This is a genomic window from Pseudomonas sp. LAIL14HWK12:I7 (assembly GCF_000483465.1).
GTDB lineage: Bacteria > Pseudomonadota > Gammaproteobacteria > Pseudomonadales > Pseudomonadaceae > Aquipseudomonas > Aquipseudomonas kermanshahensis.
Genome location: NZ_KI519606.1, coordinates 262,977 through 279,275 on the forward strand (window position 1 = coordinate 262,977; position 16,299 = coordinate 279,275).

The 16,299-nt window shown below is 61.7% G+C and carries 14 protein-coding genes and 3 pseudogenes; 6 read left to right on the top strand and 11 right to left on the bottom strand.

Going from position 1 to position 16,299, the window contains the following annotated elements; genetic code table 11:
• Window positions 1–145: 145 nt before the first annotated feature.
• The 6 genes and pseudogenes from D886_RS27250 to D886_RS28075 form a co-directional block, all read right to left on the bottom strand.
• Window positions 146–961, bottom strand: coding sequence for an APC family permease (locus D886_RS27250; RefSeq protein ID WP_050580785.1), 816 nt, complete (start codon window positions 959–961; stop codon window positions 146–148).
• A gap of 5 nt (window positions 962–966) precedes the next feature.
• Window positions 967–1,131, bottom strand: a pseudogene (locus tag D886_RS28490) (AraC family transcriptional regulator); the annotation flags it as partial.
• 179 nt (window positions 1,132–1,310) lie between these two features.
• Entirely contained in the window at window positions 1,311–3,836 is a 2,526-nt protein-coding gene (locus D886_RS0123970; protein WP_027596312.1) for a TonB-dependent receptor, read from the bottom strand.
• Between the two features lie 97 nt (window positions 3,837–3,933).
• The gene (locus D886_RS0123975) at window positions 3,934–4,878 is read right to left on the bottom strand and encodes a FecR domain-containing protein (RefSeq protein ID WP_027596313.1); all 945 of its coding nucleotides are present in this window, start codon (window positions 4,876–4,878) and stop codon (window positions 3,934–3,936) included.
• Window positions 4,875–5,360 carry a sigma-70 family RNA polymerase sigma factor gene (locus D886_RS0123980; RefSeq protein ID WP_033694335.1) on the bottom strand — a complete coding sequence of 162 codons (486 nt, stop codon included), beginning with the start codon at window positions 5,358–5,360 and terminating at the stop codon, window positions 4,875–4,877. The genes D886_RS0123975 and D886_RS0123980 overlap by 4 nt, the downstream gene beginning before the upstream one ends.
• Before the next feature lie 175 nt (window positions 5,361–5,535).
• Window positions 5,536–5,700, bottom strand: a pseudogene (locus tag D886_RS28075) (GFA family protein); the annotation flags it as partial.
• Between the two features lie 217 nt (window positions 5,701–5,917).
• On the opposite strand from D886_RS28075, the gene D886_RS0123985 reads away from it, so the two are divergent.
• The 4 genes from D886_RS0123985 (at window position 5,918) to D886_RS0124000 (ending at window position 8,357) form a co-directional block, all read left to right on the top strand.
• Window positions 5,918–6,445 (top strand): DUF3455 domain-containing protein, encoded by a 528-nt coding sequence (locus D886_RS0123985; protein ID WP_027596315.1) that lies wholly within the window; start codon window positions 5,918–5,920, stop codon window positions 6,443–6,445.
• A 109-nt stretch (window positions 6,446–6,554) separates the two neighbouring features.
• Entirely contained in the window at window positions 6,555–7,103 is a 549-nt protein-coding gene (locus D886_RS0123990; protein ID WP_027596316.1) for a sigma-70 family RNA polymerase sigma factor, read from the top strand.
• The gene (locus D886_RS0123995) at window positions 7,100–7,807 is read left to right on the top strand and encodes an anti-sigma factor domain-containing protein (protein WP_027596317.1); all 708 of its coding nucleotides are present in this window, start codon (window positions 7,100–7,102) and stop codon (window positions 7,805–7,807) included. Before D886_RS0123990 ends, D886_RS0123995 begins: the two co-directional genes overlap by 4 nt.
• A gap of 94 nt (window positions 7,808–7,901) precedes the next feature.
• Entirely contained in the window at window positions 7,902–8,357 is a 456-nt protein-coding gene (locus tag D886_RS0124000; RefSeq protein WP_027596318.1) for an isoprenylcysteine carboxylmethyltransferase family protein, read from the top strand.
• Between the two features lie 104 nt (window positions 8,358–8,461).
• Here the strand turns inward: D886_RS0124000 and D886_RS27255 are convergent, their stop codons facing one another.
• Window positions 8,462–9,091, bottom strand: a complete 630-nt coding sequence (locus D886_RS27255) for an amidohydrolase family protein (RefSeq protein WP_256215328.1) — start codon at window positions 9,089–9,091, stop codon at window positions 8,462–8,464.
• Window positions 9,067–9,345, bottom strand: a complete 279-nt coding sequence (locus D886_RS28645) for a hypothetical protein (RefSeq protein ID WP_225876650.1) — start codon at window positions 9,343–9,345, stop codon at window positions 9,067–9,069. The genes D886_RS27255 and D886_RS28645 overlap by 25 nt, the downstream gene beginning before the upstream one ends.
• A 38-nt stretch (window positions 9,346–9,383) precedes the next feature.
• Between D886_RS28645 and D886_RS28080 the strand changes: the two are divergent.
• Window positions 9,384–9,560 (top strand): annotated as a pseudogene (locus D886_RS28080) (integrase); the annotation flags it as partial.
• A gap of 419 nt (window positions 9,561–9,979) precedes the next feature.
• On the opposite strand, the gene mtlD reads toward D886_RS28080, so the two are convergent.
• Window positions 9,980–12,175 carry a bifunctional mannitol-1-phosphate dehydrogenase/phosphatase gene (mtlD, locus tag D886_RS27260; RefSeq protein ID WP_081717549.1) on the bottom strand — a complete coding sequence of 732 codons (2,196 nt, stop codon included), beginning with the start codon at window positions 12,173–12,175 and terminating at the stop codon, window positions 9,980–9,982.
• 506 nt (window positions 12,176–12,681) lie between these two features.
• On the opposite strand from mtlD, the gene D886_RS0124020 reads away from it, so the two are divergent.
• A complete protein-coding gene (locus D886_RS0124020) occupies window positions 12,682–14,307 on the top strand; it encodes a methyl-accepting chemotaxis protein (protein WP_027596320.1) in 1,626 nt (541 codons plus the stop codon).
• A 56-nt stretch (window positions 14,308–14,363) separates the two neighbouring features.
• On the opposite strand, the gene D886_RS0124025 is transcribed toward D886_RS0124020, so the two are convergent.
• Entirely contained in the window at window positions 14,364–14,819 is a 456-nt protein-coding gene (locus D886_RS0124025) for a type II 3-dehydroquinate dehydratase (protein WP_027596321.1), read from the bottom strand.
• Window positions 14,820–14,834: 15 nt separating this feature from the next.
• The gene (locus tag D886_RS0124030) at window positions 14,835–16,190 is read right to left on the bottom strand and encodes an MFS transporter (protein ID WP_027596322.1); all 1,356 of its coding nucleotides are present in this window, start codon (window positions 16,188–16,190) and stop codon (window positions 14,835–14,837) included.
• Window positions 16,191–16,299: the final 109 nt, after the last annotated feature.

Sequence of the window (16,299 nt, forward strand, 5' to 3'; positions counted from 1 at the left end):
TGGTCTGTACATAGGAAACCCATGATTGGCTTTTTCCTGACCTTGTTGTGGATGTAGCCTCGGTCTCTCAACGCTGCGTGCAATGGATCTTGAATATGTCCATCATGTCCGGTCATCTTGATACCGAACGGATGAAACACTTCCTTCATGGATTTTTCGAAACATGTGTCAGCCAGGTGAGATAGATCACGCCGAGGGTAAGCCAACAGAGCCCAATGACGATCGCGGTCGCACTCAGCTGGCTCACCAGATACAGGTTTACGCACATGCCCAGCAGTGGAAACAACAGATAACTCACAAGCCCGAGGCTCTGGCGCCGACGAGCGCGGTAGAAGTAGCAGATGACGCACAGGTTCACTGCGGTGAACCCAAGGAAGGCACCGAAGTTGATGAAGGAGGTCGCCATTTCGAGCGTGAGGTTCAAACCCAGCAGTCCGATTACGGCGGTGAACCGCAGGTTGAACACCGGAGCCTGGGTCTTCGGGCTGAGCGTGCCGAAGAACTTCTTGGGCAGTATGTCGGCCCGGCCCATGAAGTAAAGCAGGCGGCTGGTACTGAGTTGCACGATGAGGCCCGAAGCAAACCCGGAGATGATCAAACCGAGGTTCAGCCAATCCGCAAATATCTGCCCGCCCACTTCGACGGACATGAGATAAGCAGCAATCTGGGCATCTTCGAATACGCCGCCGGGATGGACCAGCTGCATGATGTACGCCACCAACGCAAACAGCAGGCCTGCCGTTGCCATCACCAGCACCACGGCGCGCGGGATGTTGCGCTTCGCGACAAGGGCGATGCCCAACCCTGTCAGCAATTTGTTTGTCCGGTCGGCAAGGCTAAGCCCCAGGACGTTCACCAGCGTGGTCAGGCCAATGTTGACCAACATCCAGCCCCAGAACGGTATGGCAGGGAATTGCACATTGAGAAAAACCGATTGCACCAACCAGGCGACCATGGGCATGAACAGATACCCATGTATGCCGTGAACTGCCGATGGAAGTGAAACGCCGAGAAGTTGGCGATGCGGCTCAAGGCGTTCACCGACAGGTCACCTTCAAGGTGGCTGTCGATGTAGGCAAGCACGGCTTCGAACCGTTTCGCGTAGGCAGGGCAGTGCTGTGAGTCAGTCAACGAGCGGAGTCTCCGGAAGGTGCGGTGAGCGCTAGCATCCGCTGTTCAGGCATTGGGGTGCCTAGCCGTGATTGCTCTGTTGGAAATTGTCGTGACCCTTTACGCGCAGTGAACCCATCATGGGCACGGTCCCCCGGCGTCGTGGTGCCGGGGGCTTCGGTCTGGTGCTTGGGAATATCCTAGAAGCTGTACTTCACATTGACCATCAGGTTACGCGGCGCCCCATAGAAAACCGTGCCGTAGTTGCCAATGCCACTGTAGTAATGCTTGTCGAACAGGTTGTTGACGTTAAGGGTAGCCTTCAGGTTGCGGGTGAAGTCATAGCCACCTACCAGCCCCACCAGCGCGTAGGACTTCTGTTCGAACTTGGCAGCCGGGTCGTCGATCGCGTACCAGTCCTCATCGCTTGGCTTGAAGAAGGTCGAACTCTGCCAATACGCATTACCGCCCACGGTGAACTTGCGCCATTCGCCCTGCAGGCGGTAGTTGGTCGCCAGCTTGAGCAGATGTTGCGGTTGGTTGGTCGCCACGCGCTGGTCATCCGCATCGTGTGATTCGGCGAAGGTGTAGCCCGCCATCACTTGCAGGTCCTTCATCAGTTCGCCGTTCATTTCCAGCTCGACGCCGCGCGTGGTGACGCCTTGCGCTGCCCGGTAGGCGCCGCCGCCACTTGGCGTGGTGCCGCCGGTGAGCACTGCGAAGTTGTCCTGCTTCAGCTCGAACAGGGCCAGGCTGGCATTCAGGCGGTTTTCGAAGTAGGCGCCTTTGATACCGATCTCATAGCTGGCGCCGGTGAGCGGGTCGATGGGCTTGCCGTCCGTACCGAGGCTGTAGGCCTGCGGCTTGAACACGTCGGTGTAACTGGCATACACGGTGTGGTACTGGTCCAGGTCGTAGGTGACGCCGGCGTAAGGCACGATTTCACTGGAGTTGGTGGCGCTGGCCGGGAGGCGGCGACCGATGGCGTTGATCGTGTCGATGTCCCATTTGTAGTCGACGATCCGTGCCCCCAGGATAACTGCCAGCGCGTCGGTGGGTTTGAGAATGGTGGCCGCGAAGCCAACCTTCTGCCGCGCTTCGATATCAAAGGTGGACCACCATTCAAAGTTGGTCGGGGTATCGCCGTAGCCGTCCCACTGGAATACGTCGTCGATGACGCCATTGGTCACGCCATCATCACGCTTGGAGGTGGATTTGGTGTGGGCGATGCTGTAGCCGAACACGGCTTCATGCACGCGTCCGCCCAGCGAGAACGGGCCGCGAGCATACAGGTCCAGGCCTTTTTCCTTGCTGGTGGTGTTGAATTTGCTCGCGGTGCCGTTGTTGTTCACCGCGCCGGTATCGGGGTCGATGTTGCCGCCGATAAAGCCATGGGAAATGCTGCCGTCTGCCTGGATGGCCTCGCTGCTGATGCCCGAGATCAGCTCGCGCGAGCGGTAATCACGGCTGCTGAGCACGCCCTTGAGTACCCAGTCGTTATCGAAGGTATGGGCAAGTTCTGCAAAGGCACGCTGGGTTTCCTGGTTGCGCCAGGTCCAGCGGTCGGCGGCGTTGGTGTCACGGTCGAACTTGACCGTACGGCCATCGAGGAAGAACGCGGGCAGTGCGCCGGTGGTGCTGCCGTTGTCGTAGTTTTTCTGCACGTCGTAGCCAAGCGTGAACAGGGTGCTCTCGCTGAGGTCGGCTTCCAGCACGCCATAGAAGGTGTTCTGCTCGCCGGTCAGGTACTCGACGTAACTGTGCTGGGATTGGGTGCCAGCCACCATGCGGCCACGGACATTACCGCTGTCGGTCAACGGGCCGGCAAGGTCGAAGTCGGCCTGGTATTTGTCCCAGGACCCGGCGCCTGCGCCGATATGGCCCTGTAGTTCGGCAGTGGGGCGCTTGCGCACCAGGTTGATGACCCCCGAAGGGTTGCCGGCGCCGTTGACCAGCCCGGTTGCGCCCTTGAGCACTTCGACCCGGTCATAGACCAGGCTATTGCCGATGCTGTAGTTGTCGCGCAATGAGCCGCCGTCGGAGGACAGGCTGGGCACGCCATCGAACTGGTAGTTATCCAGCTTGAAACCGCGCGAATAGAAGGTAAAGGCTTCGGAGCTTTCCTGGTTGACCGTGACACCGGGCGTTTGCTTCAGGACTTCGGAAACACTTTGCAGGTTCTGGTCGTCCATCTGCTGGCGGGTGACCACGCTGATCGACTGCGGGGTTTTGCGCAGGCTCAGGTTCAGGCGTGTGGCGGCGGCAGTTTCGCCGGTGGTGTAGGAGCCGCTTCCCTCGGTGGTCAGGCCCAAACCTTCACCCGTGATGCTGGTTGCGCCCAGTTGCAGCGCCGAACCTGCATCAACCTGGCTCACCAGCACATAGTTGTTGCCCACCAGCAAAGCCTGTAGCCCGGTGCCGGCCAGCAGTTGGGCAAACCCCTGTTCGATACTGTAGCCACCGCGCAGCCCGCTGCTCTGCCGTCCCTGGGTCAGCGCCGCATCGAACGACAGCAGCACCCCGGCCTCGCGGGCGAAGCGGTTCAGGGTCGTCATCAACGGCCCTGGGGCGATATCGTAGACGCGGCTGGCCTGTTCGGCGTGGGCCTGGGCGCCCGTCGACAGCAGCGGGGCCAGCAGCCCGGCATGCACTGCGATGGCGCTGCCAAGCAGCAGGGAGGTGAGGTGTTTTCGGCGTGGGTATGGGCAGCTTGTTGTTCTAGGCATGACAGCTCCTTCAAATGCCTGTTTGGGCGGTTTGCAGGAGAGCTCGAACGAGAGAGGCCAATCCGACAATGCGGTTGAGAAATATTTTCACCTGACATCACGACGTGGCAGGCATCAGCCTGACCCAGTAGCGAGTCCAGGTGCTGACTTTCAGCTGCAGCGCCTCGGCAATCGCCACCAGGGCGCGGTCGGTGTCGTCCAGTGGATACACCCCAGCCAGACGCAGCCCGGCCACGTCGTCACTGCAACTCAGCACGCCGGGGCGGTAGCGCTGCAGTTCGGCCAGGGCGCGGCGCAGCGGCCAGCCGTCGAGCACCAGTTGGCCATCGCGCCATGCCGTGCGAGCCATTTCGGCTGGGCGTGGCTCTGGCAGCAGCCCGTTGTCGAAGGCCAGGGCCATGCCTGCTTCAACCCGCACCTCATGGGCGCTCGCGGCGTTGTGCACCGCAACGGCGTGTTCGATAACGGACAGCTCGGTGCAGTCGGCATGCAGGCGCACGGTGAAATCAGTGCCCAGGGCGCGCATGTCGCCATGTACCGTGCGCACCCGCAGCGGGCGAGAGTCAGCGGCGGTGTGTACGGCGATTTCGCCTTCGACCAGGACGATCAGGCGCTGCTCTGCGCTGTACCGGATATCGACCACAGAGGCTGTATTGAGCGTCAGCCGCGTGCCATCCTGCAGGGTCAGGCTGCGGCGTTCGCCGGTCGCGGTACGCACATCGGCCAACCAGATGGGGGCGTTGCGATAGCCTGTCCAGGCTACCCCGGCCAGCCCCACACCGAGCACCAGCGTCTTGAGCACCTTACGCCGTCCCGTCCCGATCTGTCCTGCGGCAAGGGTATGCCGTGCCAGCGGGCCATGCACGCCCGCAAGGCCTGCCTGCAATTGCTCCAGGCGCCCCCAGGCCCAACCGTGCAAAGGCGCTTCGTCAAGCCAGGCTTGCCACTGTGCCCGGTTTTCGGCGCAGTCAGGCGCTGCGAGAAAGCGCGCATGCCAGTGTGCCGCTTCGCGCAGGGCCTGGCGCTGGTCGGCGGGGTTCACAGTTGCGCATCAAAAGCGAACAGCAGGCAACGTTCGGTGGCCTTGGCCATGTACTTCGTCACCGAACTGACCGACACACCGAGGCGCTGGGCGACCTCTGGGTAGGTCAGGCCATCGAGTTGCACGTACAGAAAGGTGTCACGCACTTTCTGGCCCAGCCCGTCGAGCATGGCGTTCAGTTGCATCAGGGTTTCCAGCATCAGCAGGCGTTGTTCGGGCGAGCACTCTTCGAGTACCGGCTGGCTGGCGAGGAACTCCAGGTAGGCCTGCTCAAGGTTGCGTCGGCGCAGCTGGTCGATCATCACTCGCCGCGCCACGGTGGCCAGAAAGCTGCGAGGCTCTGCCAATGGCTGGCGTAGCGCGCTGCTGATCAGGCGCAGAAAGGTGTCCTGGGTAATATCGGCCGCCCGGTCTGCATTACCCAGGCGCCTGCGAATCCAGCCTTGCAGCCATTGGCTGTGGTCGCGGTACAGGGCGTGCATCTCATCATGCCGGGCTGATGCGGGCGGCTGGGGGTAGGGCACCTGGATCTTCCTGATTATAAAGTGCGGATAAGAATTGATCGCAATTATAGGGGTATCAGGATGCTTTGCAATCTCAGTCAGTTTGAGGCACTGCGCTGCAGGGCGCGTACCACGAGGCAGCAGAATCGAGGTGAAGGATGCGCAGCATGCTGCGAGGAACACTGCCGTAAGAAGCGAATGCTGCCCCGTGCCCTTTGCGGCACTGGCTGCAATGGCAGTGGCTCACGGCCTTTGGCGGGGTAAGCAGCAGGTAACTGACCGCTGCGCACAAGCAGCTTCCTTGGTATGCCTCTTTCACTGGCGCTTCCGTGCAGGTGGAAAACGCCAGCGTAACCGCCTCGGCCTGATCAGTCGACCGTTGCAAGCCTGCACGCCTGCTTCGGCGTCAGCACGGTATCGATTACGAGCATGCAATAATATTTTTTTGCGCCAGTGCATCCAGAAGGGCTCTCGATGGGTAGTTCTTATCAGGCAGTCGGTGATTGCCTGACCCATGACCCCACGGAGTTCGCCCCATGATCATCAAGCCCGCTTTCTCCCTGCTCGCCGCCTGCCTTGTACTTGCGTCTGCACCCGCCCATGCCCAGTCGGGCGTCCCGGACGCCGTCAAGGTACCCGACGGCCACGCCATCATGCTGGAAACCGTCGGTGTCGGTGAGATCACCTACGAATGCCGCGACAAGGCCAATGCGCCAGGCCAGACGGAGTGGTTTTTCGTCGGCCCCAAGGCGGTGCTCAATGATCGCAGCGGCAAACCTGTAGGTGACTATTTTGGTCCTCCGGCCACCTGGCAGGCCAAGGACGGTTCGAAAGTGACCGGCACCCAGCTTGCCGTCGCCCCGGCGGCCAAAGGCGATATCCCGTATCAACTGGTCAAGGCCAACCCTGCCGAGGGCAAGGGCGCGATGCAAGGGGTCAGCTACATCCAGCGCCTGGCGACGCGCGGTGGCGTAGCGCCTGCCATGGACTGCACGGCGCAGAGCAAAGGCGCGCAACAAGTAGTCAAGTACCAGGCGGACTACGTGTTCTGGTCGGCCAAGTGACGAGGGCTTGAGCGGCAGGCCAGCGATTGATCATCTACGCTGCTGGACGTGCCCCAGGCCGGTAAGGCAGGGCACCGTCCAGGTTTCATGATGAAGGAACGACCCCATTTTGAATTCGCCCGTTGTTCCATTTGATTTCGAGGGCTGTCTTGCCGCTTGTGCCCAAGGAGACCGCCGTGCCTTGCAGGCGCTCTATGAGCATGAGGGGGCGCGTTTGCTGGGCGTCGCACGGCGCATCGCGCGCGATCAGGCGAGCGCGGAGGATATCGTTCACGATGCCTTTGTGCGTATCTGGACACGTGCTGCCAGCTATGACCCGTCGCGCGGTTCAGCCCGGGGCTGGGTCTACAGCATTACCCGTCACCTGGCACTGAACTTCGTGCGTGACGGCCGCTGGGAAACCGACCTGGACGAGACTGGCATGATCGCGGCTGTAACCCTGGCCCCGGAGCTGGACGACCTGCAATTGTGGTCAGGCTCGGCGAAAATCTATCGCTGCCTTGAGCAACTGCAACCCGCCCCCCAGCGTTGCATCCTGCACGCGTATGTGGACGGTTGCAGCAATGCCGAAATCGCAGCGCTGCTGGGTGCGCCGCTAGGCACCGTGAAGGCATGGATCAAGCGAAGCCTGAAGGCCCTGCGGGAGTGCATGACATGAAGCGTACCCCAGGTGATGACAGCGCCGAGGACCTGGACGACCTGGCAGCCGAGTACGTGCTGGGTACCTTGAGTGGCGAGCAGCGTGCTGCCATGCAGGACCGGTTGAAAACGGAGCCGGCCGTACGCGCCGCAGTGGATGCCTGGGAGGCCCGCCTGCTCGAACTGACCACGCAGGCTGAACCCATCACGCCAAGCCACCGCTTGTGGGGCCGGATCGAGCGCAGCCTTGAAGAGGCTCAACCGTCCGGGCAACCACGCGCTGGCTGGTGGCAGCGGCTTGGACTCTGGCAGGGCTTGAGCGCTGCGGGGTTGGCCGCGAGCTTGCTTCTGGCCTTGGCGCTGCTGACCAAGACACCGCCTGTGACCACCTACATGGTGGTGCTGGTAGCGCCGTCGGGGCAGGCCCCGGGGTGGGTAGTGCAAGCCAACGATGCGAGCATGATCGAACTGATCCCGCTTGGCGTGGACGATGTTCCCGAAGGCATGACCCTGCAGTTCTGGACCAAGGGCGAGCAGTGGCGCGCACCTGTTTCGCTGGGGTTGGTCAAACCGGGCGAACAGTACCGCGTGCCGCTGACGCGCTTGCCTGCGCTTGAGCCGAATCAGCTGTTCGAGCTGACCCTTGAGAAAGCGGGCGGCTCCCCGACCGGTGCTCCAACGGGCCCGGTGAAGTTCATTGGGCGCGCGGTGAAAGTCATATGAGCCCCTGAGGTCTCTATCGTACACAAGCGGCTTGACCCTGAAGTGGCTACAACCCTCACGCTGGTAGCCAGTTTCTCTCTAGCGGGCATTCATCATGGACAACCGTATTCCTCCGCCGCTGGTCGCTACCCTGTTCGGCCTGTTGGCGTGGTTCGCAGCTCGACACTTGCCGGGAACACTGGAGCTGACTCTCGAATGGCGCATTGGCCTTGCGCTGTTGGTATTGCTGGCAGGCGTAGCGGTTTGCCTGGCCGGCGTGCTTTCCTTCCGTCACGCACGTACCACAGTCAATCCGCTGAAGCCTGAAACGGCTTCGGCCCTGGTCAGCTCGGGCGTTTACAGGTACACACGCAACCCCATGTACTTAGGATTCGCCACAGTGCTGATAGCCTGGTCGATCTTTCTCGCCTGGCCGCCAGCGCTGCTGGGCGTGCTGGGCTTCGTGATCTACATGAACCGCTTCCAGATCGGGCCGGAGGAGCGGGCCCTTGCCAGCCTTTTCGGGAGGGAGTTTGCGCAGTACTGCAAACAGGTCAGGCGTTGGCTGTAGAAACGAAACGTCTACCACCTTGCCAGTGGCCGCTCTCGATCCAATGCCACCTTCCTGAGACGCAGCCAGTGCTCTTCTCCACGGGGATAAATGAGCCCGCTTGATTACGAATTCTTCAAGATGGCCTCAAAATGCAACTGACCTACGATGCTCAGCCGTGGCAACCACCTTGCCGCGCTTGAGCACCTGCCATACGGTGTGATTGCATTGCGGATGTTGTTGGTGGCCAGGCAAACCGTGACACCGCCGTCGCGCAGTGCACGCACCGGTGTCAGGGTGCGTCTGACATTGTGACTGTCACCCCGAGCCCCCAGGTGCAGGTCGGTGGCGGGCAGGCACATCACGCTGATGTCGGCCTCACGTAGCAACGCAATCACCTGTGCCCGTCGCGCTGGCGAGGTGGCGGCCAGGCTGGTCAGATGCCCAACGCAGACGCGCCCGTGGTAGCCTTCGGCAATGGTTCGACGTGCCACGTACTTGATGGTCATGTGCTCGGCGTCATCGGCGAAGTCCTGGTGCAAGTCGATGTCTTTGCCGTAGCGCTTGGCCAAGTCAAAGACGAAATCTATGTGCTCCAGCGGCGACACGTCGTTGTAGGGAATGCCGCCCACCACATCGGCCCCCATCTCCATTGCCTGGGCCATCATGGCCTGCATGCCAGGCAGCTTGAGAATGCCTTCTTGCGGAAACGCCACGACCTGGATGTCGATCACCTCGCGGAATTGCTCGCGCAACTCCAGCACCACTTCGAGCCCGGTGAAGCCTTGGGCGGGTCGAACTCGGCATGGGCACGCACATGCGTGGTACCGGCCTGAACCAGTGCGCGCAGCACCTGGATCGAACGCTCGCGGATATCCTCACGGGTCAGTGTGAGCTTCAGTTCGGCGGTGACAGCGATCGCTTCCTTCAAGGTGCCGGAACGGTTGGCCTTGCGCTGCATCACGTTGGCTTTTTCCAGGTGCAGGTGGCCTTCGACAAACCCAGCCACAAGCACTTTGCCGTGCGGTGTGTGTCGACATGGTGCACGTCCTTAGCAGAAAGGTTCTGATGCAGCAGAAAACTCAGCGCCCCGTGCAGTTTGAGATTACAGAGCAAACTCGGCTGGCCCTACAGGCCTGGATACATCAAGCCCATCTGCACAGCGAGGATTGTCTTTTCCCAAGCCGGCTACACGCCTCAGAGCACCTATCCACCCGGCAGTATGAATCGCCCTTGGTTTGGTAGACACCCCGAACGACTGCAAAGGGTCGAAAGCGGTCATTCCCGGTCGACGGTTTGCGACCTAGTGCTGGCGGTGGTCAGTGTTGAGTCAGTCAGTCGTTCACCTCGACATTTGCGGCGCCTGTGAGTTCGAGCGCCGCCCGCGCGGCGCATCGCGAGCTCTGCTCCTACGTTTGTTTTTGGCCAGTAACGCCTGTGACACGCGCGCGCGACCGCCGGGTTTGTACGACGCACCATCGCGTCATGCGCCCGTTCGCGCGCCAATCCCCCAGGCATGATTGGCCCGAAATAAACGTAGGAGCGAGCAGAGCTCGCGATGCGCCGCGCGGGCGGCGCTCGATTTCCCAGGCGCTGACGATGTCAGGGCGAACACATCGTCACACCGCCCTTACCAAACCGCTTCAAGCAACCGGTAGCGAATGCTTGGCCGACGCCCTACCACACTCGGACGACCCCCGCGCCAACGCAGCGGGCAGTGCCCAGTCAGCCCTGTCCCGTTCCAGCAACAGCCGGAAGTTGGCCGAAATGCTTTCGACCAGCTCGGCATCCCTGACCGGGTCCAGCCCCGGATAAGGCTTGCCCTGATACTCCCCGTCATGGGTGAGCACCGCTTCGACACGTTCGCCGCTGGCCGTGTACAGCGCCTTGATCAACTGGGCCTCGCGATCTTTGCTGGCGTTGCCGTGCAGCGCATAGTGAATGGCCAGCGCCGCCCCAAACGCCAGCGCAGGCGTTTGAATGCCATGCTTGCGGGCCAGGTCGATGCTGCTGAGGATGCGCTCGTTACGCTGCAATTTACGCATGGGGTCGCGCCCAACCCGCACGCAAGGGTCCTTGAACGAGGTTTTGCACCGTTCGAGAAACGCATTGGCAAAGCTGCTGACGACCTCCGACATCTGCGGGTATTCGGCCATCAACGCTGGCGCCACTTCCTGATGAATCAGGCGCTGCGCCAGCGCACTGACGCGGGCGTCCCCCATGCCCTGGCCGACCCAGGTGTGCCCCAGCAGGCTCGCATACCAGGCGATGATCGCGTGCGGCCCGTTCCACAAGCGGTTCTTGATGATCTGGATCTGGGTAATGTCCGCGACCGTTTTTACCTGGCGCAGCCGCTCCAGCAAATCACTGCCACGCTCCACGTACAGCGGCATGTCGGGCTCGCTGTTGAACAGGATCAGGTGCAACTGGCTCATGGCACTGCTGGATTGTGCAAAGGGCCTGAAGTGCCCGATAAGCCTTTCGTATTCAGGGGCTGGCGTGGCGGGTTTGCGGGTGACCGCTGGCTCATCTTCCAGGCTGTTCTTGAAGATCTGCGACTTGATGCGTAACTGCCGAACCAGCGCGTCATTGCTGATCTTGGAAACGATGCGGCTGACCACCGTTTCGGCAAAATGGGTCTTTTCCAGCACCTGCTTGCACACCTGTGGCGTGCACAGCAGCGCCAACTGCGCCTGCACCTGGCGCCGGACGAACGCCGCACCGCCAATCTTGTTCAACACGATCAGTACGGTCAGCTCGCGCCCCCTGCGTTCGAAGCGCCGCAGCAAACCCTTGGCAATGACCTTGGCCTGATGCGCGATGGCCTGCTCGGGCAGGCTCATGCCGACGACTTCGGCGGCGTTGTACATCTCGATTACCGCCTCTTCGTCGTCCATGTCGATCATGCGCACATTGTCGATGGTCTGGTCGAACGCGGTGGCGCCGTAGCGCACGCTGTAGCGGCCGAACGCAGCGACCGATTCGCGGAGCATGCGCGAACGGGTCGCGGCAATGATTTCGCAGGGGCGCGTGTAGCCGTCCCAATGGGACAGCACCTGGGTCAGGTAGCCGCCACCGATAGCGCCGAAGCCGTGGATGCCGACGCGGAACTGGTTCAGTGAGGCAGGGAACGCCTCGTCGAGCGCCGGCATGCCCAAGTCGGGCACGCACTCGCTCAAGTCGGCGAGGAAGGCGTGCATGCCACGGTAGGCCATGAGCGCGCCGGCCTTGACCTCGGGCGCGGGCGGCTTGATGTCCTCGATCAGGATTGCCTGGCCCCCGGCGCGGATCGCTGAGAGCAGGCCATTTTCCGAGTCCTCGACCATGAAGCACTGGCCGGGTTGGCAATTGAGCGCGCGGGCGGCGTGCAGGAAGATTTCTGGGTGGGGTTTGCCTTGGCTGACTTCGTCGCCGCAAACGGTGATGTCGAAGTACTTGAGCACGTTGGCGTTGATCAGGTACTCCTCGGCGATGGCGCGGCGGCTGGACGTGGCGACCGCCAGGGTCAGGCCGGACTTGCGCAGGCGCTCCAGCACCTCGAGCAGGCCGGCTTTGATCGGCACGCCATGGTTGCGCACGTAGGCCAGTTCGAGCTCATCGGCGCGCTGGCGGATCTGCGCATACGGGAAGTCATCGCCGTTGTGAGCCTTGGCGAGGGCCTCGGCCTTTTTCGCGCTCAGGCCCAGCGAGCTGATCAGCGTTTGCTCGCTCAAGGCGGTGCCGAAGATTTCCAGTGAAGCTTGCTTCAGCGTCCTGAAACGCAGGCGCTCGGTGTCGAACATCGTGCCATCCATGTCGAAGATGGCGCTGTGAATTTTCTTGCCCTGAAACATGATCATTGGGTGTTGCCCCTTTTTTTTGCGTGAGACATCCCGCCTTCAGCCACTGAATGGCGAGGCCGGTGCGATGACGGCGTGTGGGCGGTCAGGTAGGGGGCATGCGATCGACAGGGGGGCGCTCGGGGTTGACCCAGAGGTAGGGCGGGACGGCGCGGGGTGTGCAGAGGAGGGTGGCAAGCTTTGCGGCCAGGCGGGCGCCTGGTTTGACGTTGACGTCACGCCCACTGGCTGCTGCTTGGCTTGCAGGCAATGGGCGCACGTAGCGATGGATACGTGTGATTCCAAGCATAAGGTGCTTATCTTCCTTTTCTGATGACTGACGTTCCTTTTTTACCCTTGCACGTATGCGCCGCCACATGCAAGGCGCCAGCAACAATCGTGCGGTTACCGCACACAAGCGCCTCAGCGCCACTCAAGCCCGCAGCGGGCACTCCGATACCTGCTCACCCGCCATCGAAATCCCGATGAGAAGGGGTGCCAACAGGACCATGAGGAGTACTGCCCGTATGTTTGCCGACCTGAAGATCCGCACCGGAATGTTCTGGGTGCTGTCGCTGTTCAGCCTGACCTTGCTGTTCTCTACCGTCAGCGCCTGGCGCGCGGCGGTGGGCAGCGATGAGCAGATCAGCGAACTGGACCAGACCGCGCACCAGTCGGACCGGTTGAACAATGCGTTGCTCATGGCGATCCGCGCCAGCGCCAACGTGTCCTCGGGTTTCATCGAGCAACTGGGCGGCCACGATGAGAGTGCGAACAAGCGCATGGCGCTGTCGGTCGAATTGAACGACAAGAGCCAGAAACTGGTCGATGAGTTCGTCGGCAACGCCCGCGAACCTGCGCTGCATGCGGCGGCCAAGGAACTGCAGGCCACCTTCGCCGACTACGCCAAGGCGGTGGCGGGGCAGCGTGAGGCCGTGCGGCAGCGCTCGCTGGAGCAGTACTTCAAGGTCAATACCGACGCCGGCAATGCCATGGGCCGCCTGCAGGCGCTGCGTCAGCAACTGGTAGCCACCTTGAGCGAGCGCAGCCAGCAGATCATGCTCGAGTCCGACCGCCGTCTGGAGCGCGCACAACTGCTGAGCCTGGGGCTGCTGGGCGTGACGTTGCTGCTGGCGGCGCTGTGCTGGGCGTTCATCGCACAGCGTGTGTTGCACCCATTGCGAGAAGCTGGCCAGCACTTTCAGCGCATCGCCGGCGGCGACCTGAGCGTGCCGGTGGTGGTGCAGCGGCGCAATGAAATCGGCCAGCTGTTCCACGAACTGGAGCGCATGCAGCAGAGCCAGCGCGAAACCCTCGGCAAGCTCAGCAGCTGCACACAACAGCTGGCTGACGCGGCGACGGCGCTGAACACCGTTACCGAGGAAAGCGCCAATAACCTGCGCCAGCAGGGCCAGGAGCTGGAGCAGGCTGCCACTGCCGTCACCGAAATGACCACGGCGGTCGAGGAGGTCGCACGTAACGCCGTCTCCACGTCCGAGACCACGCAGGCATCGAATCAACTGGCCGAAAAAAGCCGCCGGCAAGTCAACGAGAACATCGACGGTACCGAGGCCATGACCCATGAGATCCAGGCCAGCAGTGGGCACCTGGAGCAGCTGGTGGGGCAGGTGCGGGACATCGGCAAGGTGCTGGAAGTGATCCGTTCGGTGTCCGAGCAGACCAACCTGCTGGCGCTCAACGCCGCCATCGAGGCCGCCCGCGCCGGTGAGGCCGGGCGCGGTTTTGCGGTGGTAGCCGACGAGGTGCGTACGCTCGCCTACCGCACACAAGCATCGACCCAGGAAATCGAACAGATGATCGGGCGCGTGCAGCAAGGTACCGAAGCCGCGGTTGCCTCAATGCAGGCCAGCACCAGCCGGGCCCAGTCGACCTTGGATGTCACCCTGGCGTCAGGGCAGGTGCTGGAAGGTATCTACAGCGCCATCGGCGAGATCAACGAGCGCAACCTGGTGATCGCCAGTGCGGCGGAGGAGCAGGCCCAGGTGGCGCGGGAAGTGGACCGGAACCTGCTGAACATTCGCGAGTTGTCGAACCAGTCGGCGACCGGGGCGCAGCAAACCCGTGCGGCGAGCCAGGCGCTGTCGGGCCTGGTGGGGGAAATGACAGCGCTGGTAGGGCGGTTTAGGGTGTAAGCGCGACGTTCCGAAGTTGCCGAAGGGCCACCCAGTCAGCGTCCGGTGAAGGGCGGTTAATTATTGGCTGCCTGACGCCGCAGTAAAGTATCGATAGCCCGGATTGCGAGGGGATACCCGTCAGCGCCCATGCCGCAGATCACTGTATTGACCACGCCAGACATGATCGAGTGGCGGTGCAGTTCGTCCCGTGCATGAATGTTCGACAGGTGCAGTTCGACCAGCGGTGTGTCGAGTAATTTCAGCGCATCCAGTACTGGAATCGAGTGAAACGAAAGGCCGGCCGGGTTGATGATCACTGCAGCGCCTTGCTCGAAGGCTTCCTGAATCCAGTCGACCATGACGCCTTCGTGGTTGGTTTGGCGAAAGTCGCATATCAGGTCAAGTTCCAGCGCCAGGCTTTCACTGCGTTGGCGGATTTGCTCAAGCGAGGTGTGGCCGTAGATGTGCGGTTCACGGCGACCCAGCAGGTTCAAGTTAGGGCCGTTAAGGATGAAAACGGTGCGATTCATGATTGTCCTGCTGCGTTATTTGGAAAGAAGGGTGGTAGCGCGGGCTTCGACGGTGTCGTCTTCGGCGACGGCGTTCAGGTCGATGCCGCGGGTTTCCCGGCCGGTGATGATCATCGCCAGCGAGATCAGGTTGATCACCGCGCACAGCGTCACCAGCGGCCACGGCGAGTTGTTCGACTGGCTCATCAGCCACACGGCGATCATCGGCATTGGGCCACCGATCACCAGATTGGCGCCTGTGTAGGCCAGTGCCGAGCCCGAGTAGCGGACCTGGGTAGGAAACGCTTCGGCGAAGGCCACAGGCTGGATGCCGCTTTGGAACTGGGTGAAGCCCAGGAACAGCCCCATGATTGCCATGATGGCGGGGACGTTCAGGGTGTTGAGGATTGGGAAGTAGACGAACAGGATCAGCAACGTCATGCACGAACCCAATGCCAGCGCCTTTTTACGCCCCCAACGATCGGACAGATAACCACCGGCAAGCGCACCGAAAATCGCGCACAGGTTAGCCACCATCAGCGACATGAAGCCTGTCGATTGGCTAAAGCCGAGGTGCTTGGTCAGGTAGCTGAGGGAGAAAATCACGATCAAGTAGAACAGCGCAGCGGGCGAGCAGAAGAACAGCATCAGTCGCAGGATGGTTTTGTAATGGCTGCTCACGGCTGATGTGAGTGGGCTCTTTTCCTGTTTGAGCGGGGCCTTCTTCAAGGCCACGAAGGCCGGGGTTTCATCGACTTTCAGGCGAATGAATATCGCGACGATAACCAGTACGAAGCTCATCAGGAACGGAATTCGCCAGCCGAAGCTTTCGAATTGCTCGCTTGAAAGCGTTGCTGCCAGGCCCATCAATACGCCGTTGGCCAAAATCTGGCTAAGGGGCGAGCACAGGCCGAGCATGCCGGAATAGCGCCCGCGACGATCGGGGGAGGCGTGCTCCAGCGCCATCAGTTGCGCGCCAGTGGACTCGCCACCCAGTGCGAAGCCTTGAATGATCCGCAGCAGCACCAGCAGGATCGGCGCCCAGATACCCACCTGGCCGTAGGTGGGCAACAACCCCATCAGTACCGAAGCCAGGCCCATCATGGTTACGGTGGCCAGCATCAAGTTGCGGCGGCCGAGTTTGTCACCGAGGTAGCCACAGGTAATGGCGCCCAGGGGCCGCGCGGCCAGGCCGACACCGAACGTTGCCAGCGAAGCGAGCAGGCCTGCGGTGGGTTCCATCGCGGGGAAAAACAACTTGGGCAGAATGGTCGCGGACATCGCGCCATACAACGTGAAGTCGAACCATTCCAGGGCTGTGCCAATGGTCGCGGCGGTCACCGCTTTGCGAGGCATGCGCGAATCATGAGGCGCGTCACTGATTGTGCTCATAAGGGGCTCGTCATTGTTTTTATGGTGTCGGAATACCCATACGATTCCGCTCGGGCTATGCAGTGGAAAGGAATCGTCGAAGTGAATAGACGTTAGCGCATCCTGCTTG

What these genes read in the sequence shown, in the direction of transcription:
- D886_RS27250 (WP_050580785.1), bottom strand. Translation starts at nt 961, where the DNA reads ATGCCCATGGTCGCCTGGTTGGTGCAATCGGTTTTTCTCAATGTGCAA.
- D886_RS0123970 (WP_027596312.1), bottom strand. Translation starts at nt 3,836, where the DNA reads ATGCCTAGAACAACAAGCTGCCCATACCCACGCCGAAAACACCTCACC.
- D886_RS0123980 (WP_033694335.1), bottom strand. Translation starts at nt 5,360, where the DNA reads ATGCACGCCCTGTACCGCGACCACAGCCAATGGCTGCAAGGCTGGATT.
- D886_RS0123985 (WP_027596315.1), top strand. Translation starts at nt 5,918, where the DNA reads ATGATCATCAAGCCCGCTTTCTCCCTGCTCGCCGCCTGCCTTGTACTT.
- D886_RS0123995 (WP_027596317.1), top strand. Translation starts at nt 7,100, where the DNA reads ATGAAGCGTACCCCAGGTGATGACAGCGCCGAGGACCTGGACGACCTG.
- D886_RS0124000 (WP_027596318.1), top strand. Translation starts at nt 7,902, where the DNA reads ATGGACAACCGTATTCCTCCGCCGCTGGTCGCTACCCTGTTCGGCCTG.
- mtlD (WP_081717549.1), bottom strand. Translation starts at nt 12,175, where the DNA reads ATGATCATGTTTCAGGGCAAGAAAATTCACAGCGCCATCTTCGACATG.
- D886_RS0124020 (WP_027596320.1), top strand. Translation starts at nt 12,682, where the DNA reads ATGTTTGCCGACCTGAAGATCCGCACCGGAATGTTCTGGGTGCTGTCG.
- D886_RS0124025 (WP_027596321.1), bottom strand. Translation starts at nt 14,819, where the DNA reads ATGAATCGCACCGTTTTCATCCTTAACGGCCCTAACTTGAACCTGCTG.
- D886_RS0124030 (WP_027596322.1), bottom strand. Translation starts at nt 16,190, where the DNA reads ATGAGCACAATCAGTGACGCGCCTCATGATTCGCGCATGCCTCGCAAA.